Raw genomic sequence first — 19,403 nt, forward strand, 5'->3', positions numbered from 1 at the left:
AGCCCGGCCCGTAGGGCAGCCCCCTGGCGATCAGGGTGCCGTCCCGATCCTTCGGCACCAGCCTGTCGAAGGCGCCAAGCGGCGAACAGGCGGTGGCAAGCGCGCCGAGCAAGGCACCGATTGCCGGACCCACGCTACGCCGTCCCATGCCATTCCCGCTTCGGATCATATGGTGCGTCCTCCCGTTTTGACCGCAGCATAGCCGACGTCACCGGGTGCGGCACGCCCCGCGTACCTTCCAAATGCTGCCTCTGCGCCGCATAGGGGGTAATGGCCGACCCCATTCTCTACAGCTTTCGTCGTTGCCCCTACGCAATGCGCACGCGACTGGCACTGGCCGTTAGTGACGTGCGCTACGAACTTCGCGAGGTTCGCCTCTCGGCCAAGCCCAATGCGATGCTCGCAATCTCACCCAAGGGTACCGTGCCGGTCCTGCGAACCGCCGACGGCGCGGTGATCGACCAAAGTCTCGCGATCATGCGATGGGCATTGTCGCTCCGCGACCCGGATGGCTGGCTGGCACGCGACGATCCGGCGCTGATCGCCCGCAATGACGGCGACTTCAAACATCATCTCGACCGCTATAAATATCCCGACCGGCACGGTTCGAACGCGGCTAAGCATCGCGATCACGGCCTTCTGTTCCTTCAAGACCTCGATGCGCGACTGGCCGCGACGGGCCAGCTTGTCGGGATACGCATGGGTATCACTGACGCGGCGATCATGCCGTTCGTCCGGCAGTTCGCCGCAGTCGATCGCGAATGGTTCGACACCCAACCGCTGCCCCATCTGCAGGCATGGCTCGCGGCGCACCTCGCCTCCGATCTGTTCCGGCGGATCATGTACCGGGTCGCGCCATGGTGTCCGGGCGAGCGTATCGTCATTGTGGAGGGCGGAATGCCAGTCAATCCGCCTGCGGACGACGGGCTGCGACCCGGCTCGCTGCATTCCTCTAACCCCTAATAAGGCTAGCCAGGCAGCGCGCGTAGCGGTTGGGAAAGCGCAGGACGCCGAGATGAATGAGCGACCGCAGTTTAGAAGCGGGCAGGGCGCTCGGAACGATCGCTACTGGGTCATTGAGAAATTCGCCGGGTTGTGAAGCAAAGCAAGGTTGCGCCGAAATCTGGCACGAAGTCGAAGTTGACACACTTCTCCTACAGATCGCAGGTGGTCTTTCGCGCGTTATTTTTAAACGCTAGCGTCGGGCCAAAAAGGGGAGTCGTGATGCAGCAATGGTGGATGGTGGGCGTGGCCTTGTTACCGGTCGAAGCTTTAGCGCAAAACGCACAGGGCGATGTCCAGGTCACCATCTATAACAGCGGCGTCTCGCTGGTGCAGGACGCCCGCACGCTTACGCTGCCGCACGGCCGCAGCCGGCAGGAGTTCTCCGACGTGTCGGCACAGATTCGGCCCGAAACGGTGACGCTGGGCGGCCCCGGCGTCAGCATCGTCGAGCAGAACTTCGACTACGACCTGCTGTCGCCCGACAAGCTGATGGAGAAGGCGGTCGGCCAACTCATCACCATCGTCCGCACCAACCCCGCGACCGGTGCCGAGACACGTGAGCAAGCCCGCGTGCTGGCGGCGAACGGCGGCATCGTGCTGCAGATCGGTAACCGGATCGAGGTACTGCGCGACGATGGGCTGCCCGTGCGCGTCGTGTTCGACAAGGTGCCCGACAACCTGCGCGCACGTCCCACCTTGTCCGTGACGGTGGAGGCGGCGCAGGCGGGTGCGGTGCCGACCCGGCTGTCGTACCTGACGCCGGGGCTGGGCTGGACGAGCGACTATGTCGCGCTGTTCGACGAGAAGGTTGGGTCAATCGACGTCCAAGGCTGGGTAACGCTGACCAACAACACCGGCACGACGTTCACCAACGCCGACACGTTGTTGGTGGCCGGGAACGTCGGTGGCGCAACCAATCGCTTCGCTACAATGGGCGACGATGCGGCAATCGAGCAGACGGGCAGCGAGACCGGCACGCGGCAGCGGCTTGGCGACTTCTACCTCTATCCGCTAGCCGAGCGGACGACGATCGCCAACGCGCAGCAGAAGCAGGTGAGCTTCTTCGACGTGAAGGCCGCGGCGGCGCGCAAGGCTTATGAGTTCAGCAACGGCTGGCTCGGCGGCAACGACGTGCCACGCAGCGCTGCGACCGCCATCAAGTTCTCGACTTCGCGCGCCGGCGGGTTGGGTGACCAGCTGCCCGCCGGAACCGTCCGGGTCTATATGCGTGATGCTCGCGGCGACCCGCAGTTCATCGGTGAGAACCGCATCCCGCACACGCCCATGGGCTCGTCGATGTCGATCCGCACCGGAGAGGCGTTCGACGTCAAGGTCAAGGTGGTCGTAGCCGAGCGAACCAGGCTGTCGAACCGCCGCTGGCGCACCCGGATGTCGTACATCGTCACCAACGCGCGCGACGTGCCGGTCACGCTAGACCTGGCGCAGGACGGTCTGTGGGGCGACGTGAAGATCACCAACCAAAGCCTGACAGGCGAACGCGTCTCTGCCGACCGGGTCGAGTGGAAGGTGCCCGTGGCCGTGAACGGGACGAGCGAACTGACGGCGACCTTCGACACGCGGTACTGAGCGCGGTGCGCTGGCTCTCCCTCCTCGTAGCGCTGCTGTTGCCGTCGCTCGCCTCGGCGCAGCGGCAGGTCGTCATCTCGCGCGAGGTTTCCGATGTCACAGTGTCGGTCTACCGCGACCCGTACCGGTCGGGCGCAATGCTTGCGGAGTGGCCGGGCGGCTACGCGCTGATTACCGAAACGCGGACGATCAGCGTGCCGGCCGGCGACAGCCAAATCCGTTTCGAGGAGGTCGCCGAGGGGATGCTTCCTGAAACGGCGATCGTAGCCGGGTTGCCAAGCGGGGTGCGTGAGAAGAACCGTGATGCGCGGCTGATCTCGCCGTCGGGGCTGGTCGATGTGTATCTGAAGCGCCGCGTCCTAGTGCGGCGGACCGATCCGGCCACCGGGAAGGTGCGCGAGCAGACCGCGATCGTTCGCGCGGGTCCGGACGGCGGCGTGCTCCTCCAGACTGGCGACGGGGTCGAGGCGCTGCGCTGTTCCGGTCTGCCGGAGCGCATCCTTTACGATGGCGTGCCGGATACGCTGACTGCGCGTCCAACTCTGTCGATACTTACCCGCGCCAGCCGGCCGACCACGGCGACCATCCAGCTGACTTACATGGCGCAGGGATTCGACTGGTCGGCGAATTATGTGGGGCGGATGGCGCCCGGGAGCGACCGGGTGGCGCTGTTCGCCTGGCTGACGATCGCCAACGGCGGGCAACAAAGCTTCCGCGATGCGCGGCTGCAGGTGATCGCGGGCAAACCCAACAAGCGCGAGAATAAGCCGCCACCGCCACCGCCGAGCGCGACGCTCGACCTTCAATGCTGGCCTGCCGATGTCACCAGCACGCATCCAGCGCAGGAGTTTACACCCCTGCCGCTCCCCAGCGGTCGCGACTTGGCGGCGTTCAACGCGGTCGGCAGCAATGCGCCGGGCAGCTTCGAGACGCGCAAACAGCGGCGCGCGCGCGAGAAAGCCGAGCGCGAAGCGGCGTCTTACGCCGATGGCGCCGACATTGTAGTGACCGGCAGCTCGACCCGCAGTTTCTCACGCCGCCGCGAACGGGTGCAGATCTGGGCGGCAGCTCCACCGCCGCCTCCACCACCGCCGCCGCCCGCGCCCGTCATGGAGGCCGCGATGCCGGTGACGATCGCCGGCGGTGCTAAAGCGAAGGTGGAAGCGCTGGGCGATCTCAAACTGTATCGAGTGCCGACGCGGGTAACGGTCGCGGCACGGGCCCAGAAGCAGGTGGCGATGCTGGTGCAGCCCGCGGCCACTTTCGAGCGCGTCTATGTGCTCGACCTTGCCGGCGGTGGGTCGCCCACGAACGATGTGCAGCCGACGCCGTTCGAGTTGCGCGCTCGCAACGTCGCCGCAGATGGCCTCGGCATACCGCTGCCCGCCGGAACGGTCGCGCTGTTCGGGCGCGGCGCGCAGCGTGACCTGTTCGCGGGCGAGGCGCCGCTCGACGATCGTGCAGTGGGTGATGAGGTTGCGCTGCGCTTCGGCGACAGCCCCGACGTCACTTGGACCAGAACGCGGGTGCTCGAAGTAAAAGGAAAGCAGCAGTGGCGCGTCGACATCAGCAACGCGCGGAAAACGTTGGTATCGACCGAGGCAGTGCTTCCGTTTGAAATCGAGGACAAACCTGCGGGTCTCAGCCGAGCAGAGCGGGGATGGCTCCTCCCGCTGCAAATCCCAGCGAACGAAACACGCACCTTTACCTACTCCACCAAGCGATGATCGACTATCGCTTCGAGGGGCGCTGCTGCCTCCTTTCGTTAGCCGAACAAACGTCCACTTCCGGTAAGCCGCCAAGCCGCACCAACGGCCGCAAATGGTCGTTATCGCCTCGAACCGGTAAAACCGGTGATGCAACGGAATACCAGCCTAACCCATGCCGTCTATATAAGAGGGTTACCGAAACCGTGTTGGCGCGGGCTTGGAGCCAAGGTGCCTTGTTCAATGCGATCAGTTTGCAGAAGGGATGCTCGCGGTGCTCGCGGTGCTCGCGAAGCGCTGTCCTGAACATCGTCAAACGAGTAATGCACGTCGATGGACTTCGTGGGGTCAACAACGACCGCCGGGACGAACGGCAAGGTTGCGCCGCAGGCGCGGGCGGAACGGACGAAGCGGTCGCGGACCGACTCGCCGATCTGCTTGGCCGTCGGCGCCGCGCTGGCTCCTGCGCTGACGAGAAGAGCTATGAGACCAGCAAGTATACGTCCACCAACCGCGTAATTGCTTTGCATGAGTTTCCTCCCCTCACGGTCGACCGCGAAATCGTGCACGCTCGTCGGCAGAAGGGAAAGGCGGACGTTCCGCTACCTAGCAGCCAAGTCATAGGCGGCAGCGCGAGTGATGAATGATTGACCGCTTCAGGGAGCTTCGCAGTCGCCGTTGAGCGGCCGTAACTGGGTCTTTGAACAATTTTACCCCCGAAAGCATGAAGCTGAAAACGCTGAGACGAGATGCGGTTGAAGCACGTTTGCTGGCACGACGTCGCCCTCTAAACCGCCCAGCACTTTGCTGATGCGGGCAACGTCCCTCCATATCTTTTATCGCTTCTTGTGGGGGGGGTGACGCTGGAGCCTGTGGACGAGGAGCTGCTAAACTTAGTCTCTCGGCATGCGGAAGAGCAGGTCGCTTGATCGCCTTGAAGTGTGCGTGGAGCGAGGATGAGCTCATGCCTGCCTCGGCAGCGACATCGTCGATGCGGATCGGCGCATCGAAACGCCGACGGATCGCGGCGATCGCATGGCTTATCTGATTGAGATGGCTGTCAGCGGTTGCCATGTGACGAAGCATCGAACCGTGCGGTCCGGTGAGTAGACGATAGAGGATCTCGCGCTCGATCAGCGGTGCCAGCGCGCGGATCGTGTCGGGTCGGTCGAGCAGTCCGACCAGCCGGCATGCCGCGTCGATCAGGTCGGGATCGCCCGGGTAGACTCCGCGCACCGGCAAATCTGTACGGGCCACCCCGCCGCCCTCGTTCGTCATGAGATCGGCCAGCATCGCGGCATCGAGATCGATCTTGCAGCAGAGATAGGGTGGTTCGGGGCTCGCCTCGAGCACATGACCGACCAGCGGCAAGTCGACCGAGACCAAAAGGTAATGGGCTGCGTCATAGACGACGCTGTGCTCGCCGATCGATACCCGTTTCGATCCCTGGGCTATCATGCAAAGGGACGCCTCGTAGACGGCGGGCGTGGTGGTGCTCGGAGCGTCGGCTCGGATCAGCGACACATGCGGCAACGCCGTGCTGCAAATGCCTGTCCGCACGACGTGTCGATTGATGAGGACGGAGAGTGCGGCGATTGCCATCGGCACCGGATGCACGGCGATACATCGCCGTTGCGGCGTCGACCGTCGCTGCCGACAGGCAGGGGCCGGTGTGGTTCGGTCGACAGAGCAACGTTGCCCGCGAAGGACGGCAACCGATCGGATCGTTGAGCCAAGGATCATCTGCAAGGCCACCTGCCTCGCGGCCATCTGCCGAACGGCAGGCCTCGTAGCTGTTGCGTGCCAGCGGCTGGAAGTCATCGGGTTCGGGGACCGGGGCATTGCCGCGACCGGACCGGTAATTGGCGAGATACTGCCACACAAAGACAGTGTTGAGGCGGGTCCGGTTGGCGCCGGGAGCGCCCGCCACGATGCCGTCGAAACCTTGCGGAAAACGCTGCGCTTCCATCATGGCCTGATGACCACCGGTCGGGCAACCGGAGAAAAAGCGATGGGGAGGCGGGCGGCCATGATACAGGGCGACCAATGCCTGCCTGGCTTGTGCGGTCAGGTGTACCGCACGCCAGCCTCAGTCGACGATCGCTTCCCGGCGACCGCGCGCAAAGTCGGGATCGTCCCCTGTATGGCCGGTATCGGTTGAGATGGCGGCGCTTCCCAGTGCGAGCGCCGAATCCATAACCCTTTGCGGCATTACCGAGAAATAGCCCCTATTGCCCAACATTTGGAACCGCCCGGTCCACCGTTCCGGTGCGGGAAGCAGCAGTTCGAAACCGATCTGTGATCCGGGAACCGGGCGCAGCGTGCCGGTAACCCGGCAATAGGCAGATGCCCTGACCTGGCGGCCACCGGCCTCGCCTGAATGCGTCCATCTACCGACGAAAGCGTGGAGCAGTGGTCTTTCGCCGCGCGGGCGGGATGGGCCAGCAGCAGGGCTGCGAGGAAAGTTCTAGCGCAGGACATCGCTCGCTTGCGCCTGTGCCACCAGCTTGTCGGCGTCGTCCGCCAGCAACCAGCCTGCCTTCACCTGCTCCGTAGCGACCGTACGCACCCGTGCGACGAAGCCGGCATGGTCGCGGTAGCGTTCCTGCAACGACGGGCGGGGATCCCCGGCGGCGCGTCGTTCGGCTTCGGTCCGGGCAAAGGGGATGAAACCGCCGATAAAGCCGCAGCCACCGCCCTTGCCGAAGCCCGCAGCCGACTCGTTCCAGCCTGTATAGGTACCGATCGGGACGAGCAACTGGACAGAGGGGACTCCCGCCGTTTCGTTGCCGTCGGCATTCACGCGCGGGACCAGGGACGGGATGGTCCGCCGGATCACGGGGGGCTGGCGGGTGAGGACGCCCGACAGGTCGCGATAGTTGAAGTCCGGTCCGAAATCCTGGTCGAGGAACGGGTTGAGCTTACCCTCGGGACTGGGTGCCCCAGGGATGCGCGGCCAACCGATCGCGGCTGCGGTAGGCGCCACGAGGTCGCCGTCGGCGAGGGTCGGGTAACGGCTTGGCGGCGGCGTCCGGCCGGTCGAGACCCAATCGGCCAACGCCTTCAGCACTGCCCGTCGTGTCTCTGTCGACGGGTTGGGGTTGAACGCCATCGTACAGGCCGGTGCACCGGGGAAGGCCGTATCGCCCTTCAGCGAAAATCCTCCGGAATAGGATCCGCCATGGGTGACGCCGGGGAAATAGTAGCGTCGCACTTCGGCCGGCAGCGGCAGGTCGGTACGTGCGTCGGTGCCGACAAGGTTCGGCGACATGCGCAGTCCCCAGAATTCCGCCGAGCCAAACGTTTCGACGATTTTCGGGCAGGTATCGCTCGCACGGCAGCGATCGAGCAGGCTCGCAGTGCCGCGGCCGCGCACCCGATCGTCGTAGCGGCTCCACCATAGCGGCCCTTCGCTTCCCGGTTCGTACAGGCCGGCAGCGCCGCCGGGTACGCCGAAGCGGATGTTGAGCGGAACCTGGCGGGCGGCGATGTTCGGATTGGCGCCGTCGAACACCCGCCGGCCGTCTTCCCCCTGATTGAAACCGAGCGAAATGAAGCTTCGGACGAAATTGCCGGATTGCGACGTGCCGGTGATGATTGGCCAGCGGATTTTGCCCGCGACCGGGTTGGCCGTGCCCGCATCGTCGACCGCGGAATGACGAAAAAAGCTGTTCAGGTCGCGCACCGCAGCGAACCCGATGCCGAGTACCTTGGGGTCCTTGCCTTCGTAGGTCAGCGTATAGGCCTGAGCGGGATCGAAACCGCCGCGGATACAGAGTTGGCCCGGATCGGGCGTGCCCGGGAAGGGGATCGAGCGACAGTCGGCAAAGGCCCAGTCGGTCGGCGCGATATCCACCGGGGTCGCGGTATCGCTCGTCTGACGGAACAGCCGCGCCCGATGGGTATCGAGCGAGACGGGAGCGGGGCGGGGGGTCGGGCGGCCGATGCCGCCGGTGATGGCGATGCTGGCCGCACCCGCCGGCATGTTGGTGAAGCGTTGGAGCACCGGCGCGGTTAGCGGTTGCCCGTTTGCGCCGCGCGCGGTCGGTGCTGTCAGGCGTTGCGCGTCGGTTGCGGTGATGTCGCCTTGCCACCCGCTGATGACGCGAACATGGCCGTCCGCATCTGCTGCGACCGATCCGTTGCCGCGATTGGGTACGTCATACATCAGAAAGCCGCTTGCGCGCGCTGCATCTGCCGGTAGCGCGATGGAGAAGGTGGCGGCATAGGCGACGCGACCCCGAGCGTTACGAGGTGCTGCGGCAATATCCGTGATGATGCGATTGCGCGGATCACGCGGGTCCAATTCCCCCTCATACCGCCCTTGCAGAATCCGGTAGGCAGGCGCCCCCGGCCGGGCCGGCGCTACGTCCTCGGTCCGCTCGACGATCAGTCGGACGACGCGAGCGTCGGCGGTGCCGGCGGCAAGGGCGAGCATAGTGGCCGCAAGAAGAGCCGCTTTCGTCATGATCGGTCTCCGTTAACGTCTTCGAGCGGCAGATCGAGCAACTGCGCACCGAGCGCCTTTCCGTGCGCATCGAGCGCGAGCGAGCGCGTGACGCCGCCGTTCAGCGCGCCCTCCAGCACGAAGTTGAGAGCGCCGAGCCCCGGCAGTTCGTAGCGCGTCGCCCGCCTGACGGTCAGTTGCGCGAGATGTGCCAACACCCGCTCGACCGTCACTGCGCGCGCCAGCAGCGGATAGTCGGCCGGATCGAACGCGATGACCGACACCTGCGAGATGTCCCCTTTGTCGCCGGTGCGCAGATGCGCGATGTCGCCGAGCCGCATTTAGCCCTCCACCATCACGAGATGCGGGCGGACCCGCTCGCGGGGGATCAGCGTGGAGGCGACGGCAACGACCGGGCGCACCGACCGCGTCGCACCGCCCCCGCCAAAGGGACCGTTGGTGTAGAGCGCCTCGACCTCCGCACCGATACAGGCTGCGTCCTTTTCGCACGCTGCTCGACCGCATACCCGCACGCGCACCTCGCGCGGGGGCGGGCCAAGACCGGTACGATCGACCGCATCGACCCCGATCAGGTCGCAGCGCAGTTCGTCGATATTGGCCCCGATCAGCGCCAGTCGTTCGCGCACTACCGCGATGGCCAGTCGCGCGCGATCGACCGCGCCGGGGCCGGCATAGGAAATCTGTCCCTCACCGATAAAACCGTCGTCATAGCCGATCGAGACTTTCAATGCGTCGGGGCGTGCGGTGCCACCGCCGCCGCTCGCCGCGATCCGGTCCGTACCGACTTCTGCGAGCCGAACCGACCGGAAGTCCGCAACGACATCGGCCTGGTGATAGGCGCCGGGGTCAAGAATCTCGTACAATAGCTGTTCCTTGCACGACGCGAGCGACAGGCGGCCGCCCGAGCCTTGCACTTTGCTGAAGATCGCACTGGCATCCGCCGATACCTCGGCAAGTGGAAAGCCGAGGCGGGCGAGGTCGGGGACCTGTTTGTGACCGGCATCGGCGAAATAGCCGCCCGTCAACTGCCCGGCGCATTCCAGCAGATGGCCGATCATGGTCGCGCGCCCCATGAGTTCCGGGTCGTCCAGCGACCAGCCAAAGGCGTTTATCAGCGGGCCGACGAACAGCGCGGGGTCGCCGACCCGACCTGTGATGACGATGTCGGCGCCGCCTGCAAGCCCTTCGGCAATCGATCCCGCCCCTAGATAGGCGTTTGCCGAAATAATGGGTGGCAGGTCGGCGCTGGTGCCTTCGCGGTCGATCAGCGGAAACGCTTCGCTGCGGATCGTATCGAGCACGTCGTCGCCAAGGACGGCGGCGATCCGCATGGGTCCGAGGCCGATCGATCTGGCGAGGGCGGCCACCGCGTGGGCGGCGCCCAGCGGGTTGGCTGCGCCGGCATTGGTGACGATCCGGACGCCGCGCGCGCGGGCGGCGGGCAGCACCCGGCGCATCCGTTCGAGGAGCATCGGGTCGAAGCCCCCATCCGGATCGCTGCGACGGGCGTTCTGCGCCAGCGCAATGGTACGCTCGGCAAGGCATTCGAAGACGAGGAAGTCGAGATTCCCCTGTTCCACGAGTTCGATCGCAGGTTCGATGCGGTCGCCTGCAAAGCCGGCGCCCGCACCGATCCTCACGACGTTCGGGCAATTCATAGCGGCAATACCCCGAAGAGGAGTGCGGCGGCGAGCATGACAAGGCTCGCACCGAACAACCATGGAATGGAGAAGCGCTGATGCGCGCCGAGTTCGATCCCGCTGAGGCCGGCGACGAGGAACGTCGCCGGCGTCAGCGGACTGATCGGAAAGCCGGTGGTCATCTGCCCCAGCAACGCTGCGCGACCGATCGCCACCCCCGGCGTACCGAAGCTCTCGGCTACGCCGGCAATCACCGGCAACACGCCAAAATAGAAGGAGTCGGGATCGAACAACAGGCTGAGCGGCATGGCGAGCACGCCGACCACGACGGGCAGGCGACCGCCCAGCTCGCGGGGGACATGGGTTGCGGCGGTCTCGGCCATCGCGCCGATCATCCCGGACCCGTTCATGATTCCCGTGAAGGCGCCGGCCGCAAACAGGATGCCCGCCATCAGCAGTGCCGCACGGGCGTGGGCGTCGATGCGCGCGCGCTGTTCGGCGGCGTCAGGATAGTTGATGACGAGCGCGGCGGCGGTACCGATCATGAACACCACGACCGGTTCGGTCAGCCCAGCGATCATCACTCCGACGACGATCAGCGTCAGCACGACGTTGACGGGGAACAGGCGGGGCCGGCGCAGCCGCGCGACGTCGGCATCGGTTTCGTGTCCTGCTTCGGGCACCGAACGAAGCGCGCCCGATGCCGCCGCGGCTGCGGGCAGCGGGGTACCCGCCGCCAACCGCCGTTCCTCGCGAAGGCCCAGCCACCATGAGGCCGCAAAGACAAAGGCGAGTCCGACCGCCTGGACGGCGATCATCGGTGTGAAAAGCGTTGCCACCGGCACCTTCAGCGCGGCAGCGGCGCGCAGCGTCGGCCCGGTCCATGGCAGGAAATTGACCCCCGCCGCCATCGACGCGGTACAGGCCAGCACCCGCCGGTCCATGCCCAGGCGGTCGTACAGCGGCCGTAGCGCGGGGATCGTCACCAGGAAACACACCGCCCCCGATCCATCGAGATGGATGAGCAGCGCCAGCAATGCGGTGCCAACGGTGATACGGGAGGGACGCTCGCCGACGAGGCGAAGCACGACCGAGACCAGCGGAGCGAGCAGTCCAGCGTCGGTCATGATCCCGAAGAACAGGATCGCGAAAACGAACATCCCCGCGACCGGTGCGATCTTGGCCAATCCGGCAACGACATACCCCGGCACCGCTCCGCCCAGGCCGGCCGCCAGCGCCGCGATCGCCGGCACCAGGATCAGCGCGGCGAGCGGTGAGGTGCGGTTCGAAAGAATGAGGGCGAGCAGCGATACGACCGCCAGCGCTCCGATGACTGCAAGCATGATCCTCCCCGTACCGATCGTCTGTCGGCCACGGTCATCATGCGATGCCGAATATCATTCATCAATGAGAATGAATGAATAGACCTATCCACGAATCTGATTGAACTTGGCGAAGTCGATCGATGCAAAATGCGGATAGGTCGATTGGAACTTTCTATTTCTTCTCTGGCCATCTTCGCGTCAAGACAGGCGCAAATCGGCAGGAGCCGTATCGGAGAGGAAGCGACGAACGAGAAACATGGCGCTCGGCCATGGGTTCCTCTGCGCCGTTCCCACGCTGCGGCCCTGAACTCAGGGAGGGGACGATATGATGACCTATTCGCAGAAGCGCGCTCGGTTGCTGGTCGTGGCACTGCTGTCCTGTGCACCATGCGCATTACTGTCGACAGGCGCCGCCGCACAGACGACGGTCCCGACCGCACCCGCCAGCCCGGCACCCGCAGGCAACCAGTCTTCGTCGTCGCTGCCGCAAACGCCGGTTACGACCGACGATGCGGTTGCGACGGGGGAGGCGACGCCGACCGATGGTTCCCCCGACATCGTCATAACGGGATCGTACCTGAACGTCCGGCAGGAGGATCGCGCTTCCCCGGTGCTCGCGATCAATGCGGAAGACTTCAATCGCACCGGCGTCCAGTCGCTGGCGGAGATCACCCGGTTCATTCCGCAGAACGTCGGCAGCGCCGGCGGCATCCAAGATCTTGCCAAGGGCGGGGGCGCCGACTCCCGCGACACCCGGTCCGCCAATCTGCGCGGGCTCGGCGCGGGGGCGACGCTGGTTCTGCTGAACGGACGCCGCGTGGTTCCGGCCGACGGGTTCGTGAACCTCAACAGCCTGACCCCAGAGATTGCGATCGAACGGATCGAAACCGTGCTCGACGGCGCCTCGTCGACCTATGGGGCGGACGCGGTGGCGGGCGTCTTCAACGTCATCACCAATACCCGCTTCAACGGACTGAAGCTTTCGGCCCAGGCGACGCACATCGCGGACTCGCCATCGGCGAACGTTCAGGCGATGATCGGTTTCGGCAACGACCGCTTCCACAGCGTCACCTCAGCGGCCTATCGCTACCAGGACCGGCTCCAGAACTCCGAACGCGCGATCACGAACTTCTTCAATCCGTCGTCGGGCGCGGGCGCCAATCCCGGCAGTTACATCCTGTACTCGCGGCCACGCACCGCGACCGGTGGCGACGTCATCATCAACGGCAACAATTATTCGGCGCTGTACGACCAGTACCGCAACGCCGCCGGAACGGTGAGCGTCGTCGACCCCAATTGCGGTTCGGCCGAAACGCAGAGCCGGTACGTCCCGGCCGCCAACAGCCCGGGTTTCGGACTTGGCGCCTGCCAGTTCAGCTTCCAGGCGCAGAACCCGATCCGTCCCGAAGCCAAAAGCTACCTCATTCACAACGACACCACCTATGAGATCGCGGACGGGCACACGCTATTCGCCGAATTCGGCTTCTATCATCAGGATTCGCGCCGCTTCAGCGTACCTTCCTATGCGCAGAACCGCATCGGTGCGCGCCCGCCGATCGTGCCGGCGTCGAACCCGTATAACCCGTTCGGCGTCGATGTCGCCTTTGTCGGTCGTGCGATCGGGTCGGCCGGCTTTCCCGATTACCAATACCGCCTGATCCAGGACAAGGTCGACCAGCGGCAGTTCGTGCTGGGCGGCCGTGGCCGGATCGGGGGCGGCTGGCGGTATACGGCGAACGCCACCTATTCGCGTGCCGATGTTCAATCGACGGACCGCGATACCGATCTGACGTTGTTTCAGGCGGCGCTCAACGGCTTCGGCGGACCCAACTGTAACTATCGCTACAGCGGTCCTGGCGCCGGTGCGGTCGCGGGGCAGGGCAACTGCCTCTATTACAGCCCGTTTGCCAAGGACACCGCCGGCCTCGACCCGTCGCTGATCTTCAATCTGCAGAGCAACGTCGTCTCCAGCGCGAAGATCGAATATGCCATTGGCGAAGCCGTGGTGAACGGTCCGTTATTCTCCATCAACGGCCGATCGCTCGACGTCGCGGTGGGTGCCCAGTATCGCAAGGAGAAGCTGTCCAACACCTACTCGGATCTGCTGACCAGCGGTTTTGCTGGCTTCCTCGGCCCCAATCGCAACACGGCGTTCGAGCGGGAGGTGAAGAGCATCTTCGCCGAAGCCAATTACGAGGTGATCGACGGCCTGAACGTCAACGCCGCCGGGCGTTACGAGGATTACGGCAACTTCGACACCATCGCGCCGAAGATCGCCGTGAATTGGCGCATCATCCCCCAGGTCGCGGTGCGTGTGTCGGCGAGCAAGGCATTCCAAGCGCCCTCGATCCAGAACTCGGCGGCCGTGCTCATCAACACCAACGTCGTGAACATCATCGATCCCAACGATCGCACTACCGTGTTCCGGTCGGTCCAGACCTTCGGCAATCCCGACCTGCAACCGCAAAAGGCGGATGTGCTCAACATCGGTACAACGTTGCTCCCGATCGAAGGCCTGCGGTTGTCGGTCGATTACTGGAAATACAAGTACAAGAACCAGATTCAGCTGCAGAACGGACAGGCGGTCATCAACGCCGATCCGAACGGTCCCAACGTCATCCGCGACGCGACCGGATCGGCGCAGACCATCATCGTTCAATCCTATAACGCGCCGAGTGGCACCGGCACTTCGGGCATTGACGTGGCGGGCAGCTACACCTTCGACCTGGGTTCGGTGCAGCTCTCGCTCCGCGACAATCTCAGCTACCTCGCGACGTACGACGTCGACACGGGTACCGTGGTCTATGACGGCGTCGGCTATCGCAACAATTTTCAGACATCGCCCCTGACCGCGGCCGCTGCTCCGCGTTGGCGGAATCTGGCAACGATCGACGGATCGGTCGACGCCTTCTTCGCATCGGGAACGTGGCGGTATGTGTCGGGGGTCAGGGACGACTATCTAGCAGTCGTCGGCACGAACGTGACCGACCGCATCGGTGCTTGGTCGGCATTCGATTTTCAGGCCGGTTTCCAGTTCGGACCGGACCGCCGCTTCGACGTTATCGTCGGCATGATCAATGCCTTTGACAAGACGCCGCCTGCGGCAAAGTACACCGGCTATCTGTCGACGCTGGGCGACCCGTTTGGGCGGCAAACCTATGTTCGATTGGGAGCGAAGTTCTAAACCGGCGAAGAAGCCTCGTCCCCGGCTCGACCGGCGCGTACCTCGGCCAGATAGTGGCGGCGAAAGGCGTCGGCGGCCGGGGAAAGTGTCCGGCCAAGCGGATGGGCAAGGCCGATCGTCCGCTCCACGGTCGGATGCGATAGCGGTCGCGCCGCAATCCGACCTTGGTGCAGGATGCCAAGCGTCGATCGCGGCAGCGCCGTGATCCCAAGCCCCGCCTCAATCAATGCGCCTACGGTCGCGAGTTGCGTACAGTCATATAGTCCACGCACCGTCAGTCCGGCCTTGCTGAACGCCGCGTCGGTCAGTTCCCGTACGCTGCTGCGCGGCGCCATCGCGATAAAGGGGTGCTCAGCCAGGATCGACCAGCGGGCTGTCGCCCCCGTGTCGAGTGCGCTGCCCGCCTTTACCACCAGCACCATCGCGTCCTGCATGAGCGGATCGAAATGGAACGTGCCCTCTTCGGGTGGAGTGGTGATGGCCAGATCGATTTGCCGCTCCTGCATCTGCTGATAGAGCGTACCCGACAGCTGATCGCGTAACACCACGTCGACCATCGGGTGACTGATCCGGAACGACGCGATCGCGGCCGGAAGATCGCCTGCCGCTACGGATGGCAGCGCTCCGACCACGACGCGTCCGCGCGCACCGCTCAGGCTGTGCGACAGCTCGGAGAATGCATGATCGAAATCGGCGGTCAGACGCTCTACGATCGGTAGCAGGGCTTCGCCTGCCACAGTGAGGCGGACGTTGCGCGAGTCACGGTCGAACAGCCGAGCGTTAAGCTGATCTTCCAGTATTCGGATCGTCCGGCTGAGTGCGGGTTGGGAGACGTTGGCAACGCGTCCCGCTTCGCTGAAGCTTCGATGGTGGGCAACCAGCGTGAACAATCGCAAGCTGATCATGCTGGGTAGACGCGACATTGATACTTGATGCTGCTTGCAACTACCGAGGTCAACACCATCCACTACGGGAATCGGGTATAATCGAACGTCTGATGCCTAGGAATATGTCCGCGTCCAAACCCTCGCGGAAACCTGCAAATGCTAGTTTCTTTCCGACTATGAAGGCATAGAATTCATCATAGGCGTAGAAATTAAACTATGACGGTACCAATTTTCAATTGATGCTCTAAAGCTAAGCCTTTAGACTTCATCATATTCGAAGCGCAGAGTGATGCGTGAACGAATATCCGCTCTCAGGGAAATCTCAAACCATAAATAGCGAATAGCATTGGGTCATTATTATATTGATACGACCGCCTTTGCGCCTTGCCACTTTCCTGCGAGGCCTGGTACCTCCTCAAGTTGCCGCAAATCATCGAAACGACCTCGCTCTTCGCGATATCGGACGATTTCGAAACCATGTCCTTTCAGTTGCGGCACCTCGTCCAGTTCCGCAGCTGTGGCGCTGTTCAGGGCGATCATGGAAATCTCCTCGTGAATTATATGAATGGATGTCTAATTACCGCTTCGCCGCGAGGTAACGATCCGCCGTGCGCAGCGACAATGCCATGATGGTCAGGGCCGGGTTTGCGGCAAGGGCGCTCGGGAAAACCGAATTGTCGCAGATCAGCAGGTTGGGAATGTCGAAGCTGCGCCCTTCGGCGTCGACCACGGCATCGTTTCCGTCGGTGCCCATGCGACAGGTGCCAATGGTATGCGCCGACCGGTCGACCGCAAAAATGTCCTGCGCTTCTGCCGCTTCCCAGATTGCGGTCATCGTCCGGCGCGCGTGCCGGTCGATCGCCCGTTCGTTCGACTGATAGCTGAAATCGATCCGCGCCTTGCGTTGACCGAACGCGTCGGTCTCGTCCGATAAGGTCAGGCGGTTGTCAGGGTGCGGCAGACAGTCGCCGTTGATTCCAATCCCCGCCATCCGGTTATAGTTGCGCAGTAAAGATTGTAGGCGCTCGCCCCACAGCCCCGCACCTCGCGCGAGGCCGCTCGCGAGATTGACCGGTAACACACCCAAGCTCTGAATCAGATAGCCGCCGACAAAATCGGCGTCGTCTGGCCGCAGCAGGTCTTCGGTAATGAGGGACGAAGGGTAACCGCGGTTCATCCGCATTTCGGCGTCGAAACTCCCCCAGACCTGCGTCGCGACGTGCGCCATGAAGTTGCGACCGACCTGACCGCTCGAATTGGCGATGCCGAGGTTCAGCAGCAGCCGCGGTGTTTCGACACCGCCGGCGCACAGAAATACCGCGCGGCAACGCTGACGATGGTCTGTTCCACGCTGGCGATAGACGACACCACCGATCCGCCCATCGCCGTCGAACTCGAATGACAGCACTCGCGCTTCGGCGCGTATTTCGGCACCGTGCGCGACCGCGTGGGGCAGGTAACTGGTGTCCATGCTGGTCTTGGCGGCGTTGCGGCACCCTTGGTGGCAGGTGCCGCAGTTGACGCACGCCTGCCGCTGGCCCCAGTGGGGCTGATCGCGATCGCGCGACACCAGCGCCGCGGGCGCGTCGGTGGCGGTGATGCCGAATGCGGCACAGCCGCGCGCCATCGCGTCCGCAGGAGCGTTGCGCGGTACCGGTGGATAGGTGTAGCGACGGGCATCGTCCCAGGGATAATGAGCCGGGCCAGACACGCCGGTAAAATTCTCGACCTGTTCGATATAGCTGGTCAGTTCGGCATGATCGATCGGCCAGTCCGCGCCTTCGCCCGTCAGTGACCGAAGCTGGAGGTCGCGCGGATCGGGGCGGGGACAGAAGGCACCCCAGTGCAGCGTCGATCCCCCGACGCCCATTCCCGAATTGTTCGATCCGAACGCGGTAGGGTCCGCGCCGCCGCTCAACCGTTCCTCCATCCAATAAATGTCGGCGGCCAGTTCATCGGCGACATGCTCGTGCGGTCGAAAGGCGCGGCCTGCCTCCAGCGCGACTACCGACAAACCGGCCTTCGCAAGTTGCGACAGCAGGGGAGCACCACCGGCACCGGTGCCGATGATCACGGCATCCACGATCTCGCTGGTGGCGAAGGGAGCGCGGCTCATGCGGTCGTCTCCGGGATGTGTTGCCATTGTTCGGTGTCGTCGGCAGCGGTGCGGGTATAGCCCTGCTTGCGCGGACCATCGCCGCCGACCGCAAATCCGTCATAGCCGATCGCGGCCATCGCCGCCGGGGTGGCAATCCACTGGCGCACGATCTCCGCCCTAACGTCAGCGAACCACAGCGCCATCTGCGTGGGCGATAGGTAATTGGGATCGTCTGCAGTGCCCGCCTCGCCTGCGTCTATCCGATGCAACCAGTGGCGCTGCGCGTCACTGGGCAAACCTGCGAAACCGTCGGCGATCCGATCAAGCGTCGCCAGGCCCCGTTCCCATGCCTCTGGATCGGGCGGCAGGTCGGCGAAACGCCAGCCATCGCCCGGCCCATGTACCGCCACGCCAACCCGCCGGGCCAGTTCGCGAGCGATGTCGCAGTCGGGCAACACCTGCGCGATCAGTATGGCGACCAACTCTAGTTCGGCATCCGACCAGCCCGATGCCTCCCGCCTGACCGGCCGGGTCCGCGCGAGCATCGCCGCGCGCGTCCGGTGGCTGACTCGATCCGACCCGAGCAGCCGCACGAACCCCGCCGGGAGTGATGCCGCCGAAACGGCTGCGCTATGACCCGCGATCGCCTTTGCCAGCGCTTCTGGCTGTTCATAAGGTATCAGATGCGCCGCGTCGTCGATCGTCATGACCGTGCCATTCGGGTAGTGCGGCAGGTTCAACGTACGCTGAGCCGCCTCGCCCAAGTCGCCGTCCTCGGCTCCGGCGAGGATCAGCGCGGGAACTCCGACCTCGCCGACGCGCGCCGCCCAATCCTCCCGACTGCCGCGCTCGAGCCAGCCCAGCCACGCCTCGCGGCAAGACCGCTCGACATCAGCGATCGCCTGCTCACGCAATCGATGGGGAAGGGGGGCAGCGCAATTGGTATCCACAAAGATTTCGGCGTCGTCGTGCGCGACCTGACCGTCCGCAACCCAGTCCATCATCTGTGCCCGGCGGTCATCCTCGATCGGTTCGGGGGCGGGCGGCGAGGCCGCGACCAGCACCACGCCGAGGATACCGGCAAGTCCTTCCTCGCCCGCTGTCGCACGGGCCGCTACCAGCGTGACGATTTTGCCACCCATGCTGTGCCCTACCAAGACACACGCCGTCAGCCGCTGCGCGCGGATCGTGTTGGCAAGGTTGTCGGCCATCGCCGCGACATCGGCATAGCCATCACAGGCCCGTTCGCCGAACCCGGGAAGGTCGAGTGCAAGGCTGGGGTGGTCCGGCAAATGCCGACGCACCAGATCCCATTCCCGGCCGCTTGCGCCAAGAGCGTGCAGGAATACCAAGGTCGGTCGTGTCATGCAGCCTCATTCAGCGGAGTTCCCTGCTGGACGACGCAGACGTGTTCGCGTTCCCGAGCGTCCGCAGTGGACAGAAATTAATTCTGATCAATAATTTTCGAGAATTTTGTTCCCGTGGGTTGGGTCGATCAATTGT

General features: G+C 64.4%; 14 protein-coding genes and 1 pseudogene. 5 read left to right on the forward strand and 10 right to left on the reverse strand.

The annotated features are described in order from the left end of the window. Window positions 1-270: 270 nt before the first annotated feature. The 4 genes from AAIO73_RS03575 (at window position 271) to AAIO73_RS03590 (ending at window position 4,945) form a co-directional block, all read left to right on the forward strand. The gene (locus AAIO73_RS03575; RefSeq protein ID WP_345876349.1) at window positions 271-963 is read left to right on the forward strand and encodes a glutathione S-transferase; all 693 of its coding nucleotides are present in this window, start codon (window positions 271-273) and stop codon (window positions 961-963) included. Window positions 964-1,224: 261 nt separating this feature from the next. Then, on the forward strand, window positions 1,225-2,592 hold the full coding sequence (locus AAIO73_RS03580; RefSeq protein WP_345876889.1) for a DUF4139 domain-containing protein: 1,368 nt from the start codon (window positions 1,225-1,227) through the stop codon (window positions 2,590-2,592). Window positions 2,593-2,597: 5 nt separating this feature from the next. Further along, a complete protein-coding gene (locus tag AAIO73_RS03585) occupies window positions 2,598-4,319 on the forward strand; it encodes a DUF4139 domain-containing protein (protein ID WP_526023768.1) in 1,722 nt (573 codons plus the stop codon). Further along, window positions 4,316-4,945, forward strand: a complete 630-nt coding sequence (locus AAIO73_RS03590) for a hypothetical protein (protein ID WP_345876350.1) — start codon at window positions 4,316-4,318, stop codon at window positions 4,943-4,945. The genes AAIO73_RS03585 and AAIO73_RS03590 overlap by 4 nt, the downstream gene beginning before the upstream one ends. Here AAIO73_RS03590 and AAIO73_RS03595 read toward each other — a convergent pair. The 6 genes and pseudogenes from AAIO73_RS03595 to AAIO73_RS03620 form a co-directional block, all read right to left on the reverse strand. Next, complete coding sequence (locus tag AAIO73_RS03595) at window positions 4,917-5,900, reverse strand: AraC family transcriptional regulator (protein ID WP_345876351.1); 984 nt, start codon at window positions 5,898-5,900, stop codon at window positions 4,917-4,919. The genes AAIO73_RS03590 and AAIO73_RS03595 overlap by 29 nt on opposite strands. A 43-nt stretch (window positions 5,901-5,943) precedes the next feature. Next, window positions 5,944-6,711, reverse strand: a pseudogene (locus tag AAIO73_RS03600) (tannase/feruloyl esterase family alpha/beta hydrolase); the annotation flags it as partial. A gap of 54 nt (window positions 6,712-6,765) precedes the next feature. After that, a complete protein-coding gene (locus tag AAIO73_RS03605; RefSeq protein ID WP_345876353.1) occupies window positions 6,766-8,766 on the reverse strand; it encodes an alpha/beta hydrolase domain-containing protein in 2,001 nt (666 codons plus the stop codon). Then, window positions 8,763-9,086: an AtuA-related protein gene (locus tag AAIO73_RS03610; RefSeq protein ID WP_345876355.1), complete on the reverse strand. Its 324-nt coding sequence runs from the start codon at window positions 9,084-9,086 to the stop codon at window positions 8,763-8,765. The genes AAIO73_RS03605 and AAIO73_RS03610 overlap by 4 nt, the downstream gene beginning before the upstream one ends. Then, window positions 9,087-10,406 carry an acyclic terpene utilization AtuA family protein gene (locus tag AAIO73_RS03615; RefSeq protein WP_345876357.1) on the reverse strand — a complete coding sequence of 440 codons (1,320 nt, stop codon included), beginning with the start codon at window positions 10,404-10,406 and terminating at the stop codon, window positions 9,087-9,089. Window positions 10,407-10,420: 14 nt separating this feature from the next. Beyond that, window positions 10,421-11,749: a CitMHS family transporter gene (locus tag AAIO73_RS03620; protein ID WP_345876359.1), complete on the reverse strand. Its 1,329-nt coding sequence runs from the start codon at window positions 11,747-11,749 to the stop codon at window positions 10,421-10,423. A gap of 307 nt (window positions 11,750-12,056) precedes the next feature. Here AAIO73_RS03620 and AAIO73_RS03625 point away from each other — a divergent pair, with 307 nt between their 5' ends. Then, window positions 12,057-14,915, forward strand: coding sequence for a TonB-dependent receptor domain-containing protein (locus tag AAIO73_RS03625; RefSeq protein ID WP_345876360.1), 2,859 nt, complete (start codon window positions 12,057-12,059; stop codon window positions 14,913-14,915). Here AAIO73_RS03625 and AAIO73_RS03630 read toward each other — a convergent pair. The 4 genes from AAIO73_RS03630 to AAIO73_RS03645 form a co-directional block, all read right to left on the reverse strand. Continuing rightward, a complete protein-coding gene (locus AAIO73_RS03630) occupies window positions 14,912-15,820 on the reverse strand; it encodes a LysR family transcriptional regulator (protein WP_345876362.1) in 909 nt (302 codons plus the stop codon). The genes AAIO73_RS03625 and AAIO73_RS03630 overlap by 4 nt on opposite strands. Window positions 15,821-16,159: 339 nt before the next feature. After that, a complete protein-coding gene (locus AAIO73_RS03635) occupies window positions 16,160-16,342 on the reverse strand; it encodes a helix-hairpin-helix domain-containing protein (protein ID WP_345876364.1) in 183 nt (60 codons plus the stop codon). A gap of 37 nt (window positions 16,343-16,379) precedes the next feature. Continuing rightward, window positions 16,380-17,918, reverse strand: a complete 1,539-nt coding sequence (locus AAIO73_RS03640; RefSeq protein WP_345876365.1) for a GMC family oxidoreductase — start codon at window positions 17,916-17,918, stop codon at window positions 16,380-16,382. After that, window positions 17,915-19,267: an alpha/beta hydrolase gene (locus tag AAIO73_RS03645; RefSeq protein WP_345876367.1), complete on the reverse strand. Its 1,353-nt coding sequence runs from the start codon at window positions 19,265-19,267 to the stop codon at window positions 17,915-17,917. The genes AAIO73_RS03640 and AAIO73_RS03645 overlap by 4 nt, the downstream gene beginning before the upstream one ends. Window positions 19,268-19,403: the final 136 nt, after the last annotated feature.

The organism is Sphingomonas epibiotica, from assembly GCF_039615155.1.
Lineage (GTDB): Bacteria > Pseudomonadota > Alphaproteobacteria > Sphingomonadales > Sphingomonadaceae > Sphingomonas.

What these genes read in the sequence shown, in the direction of transcription:
- AAIO73_RS03605 (WP_345876353.1), bottom strand. Translation starts at nt 8,766, where the DNA reads ATGACGAAAGCGGCTCTTCTTGCGGCCACTATGCTCGCCCTTGCCGCC.
- AAIO73_RS03630 (WP_345876362.1), bottom strand. Translation starts at nt 15,820, where the DNA reads ATGATCAGCTTGCGATTGTTCACGCTGGTTGCCCACCATCGAAGCTTC.
- AAIO73_RS03580 (WP_345876889.1), top strand. Translation starts at nt 1,225, where the DNA reads ATGCAGCAATGGTGGATGGTGGGCGTGGCCTTGTTACCGGTCGAAGCT.
- AAIO73_RS03645 (WP_345876367.1), bottom strand. Translation starts at nt 19,267, where the DNA reads ATGACACGACCGACCTTGGTATTCCTGCACGCTCTTGGCGCAAGCGGC.
- AAIO73_RS03635 (WP_345876364.1), bottom strand. Translation starts at nt 16,342, where the DNA reads ATGATCGCCCTGAACAGCGCCACAGCTGCGGAACTGGACGAGGTGCCG.
- AAIO73_RS03610 (WP_345876355.1), bottom strand. Translation starts at nt 9,086, where the DNA reads ATGCGGCTCGGCGACATCGCGCATCTGCGCACCGGCGACAAAGGGGAC.
- AAIO73_RS03595 (WP_345876351.1), bottom strand. Translation starts at nt 5,900, where the DNA reads ATGGCAATCGCCGCACTCTCCGTCCTCATCAATCGACACGTCGTGCGG.
- AAIO73_RS03640 (WP_345876365.1), bottom strand. Translation starts at nt 17,918, where the DNA reads ATGAGCCGCGCTCCCTTCGCCACCAGCGAGATCGTGGATGCCGTGATC.
- AAIO73_RS03590 (WP_345876350.1), top strand. Translation starts at nt 4,316, where the DNA reads ATGATCGACTATCGCTTCGAGGGGCGCTGCTGCCTCCTTTCGTTAGCC.
- AAIO73_RS03625 (WP_345876360.1), top strand. Translation starts at nt 12,057, where the DNA reads ATGATGACCTATTCGCAGAAGCGCGCTCGGTTGCTGGTCGTGGCACTG.
- AAIO73_RS03620 (WP_345876359.1), bottom strand. Translation starts at nt 11,749, where the DNA reads ATGCTTGCAGTCATCGGAGCGCTGGCGGTCGTATCGCTGCTCGCCCTC.
- AAIO73_RS03575 (WP_345876349.1), top strand. Translation starts at nt 271, where the DNA reads ATGGCCGACCCCATTCTCTACAGCTTTCGTCGTTGCCCCTACGCAATG.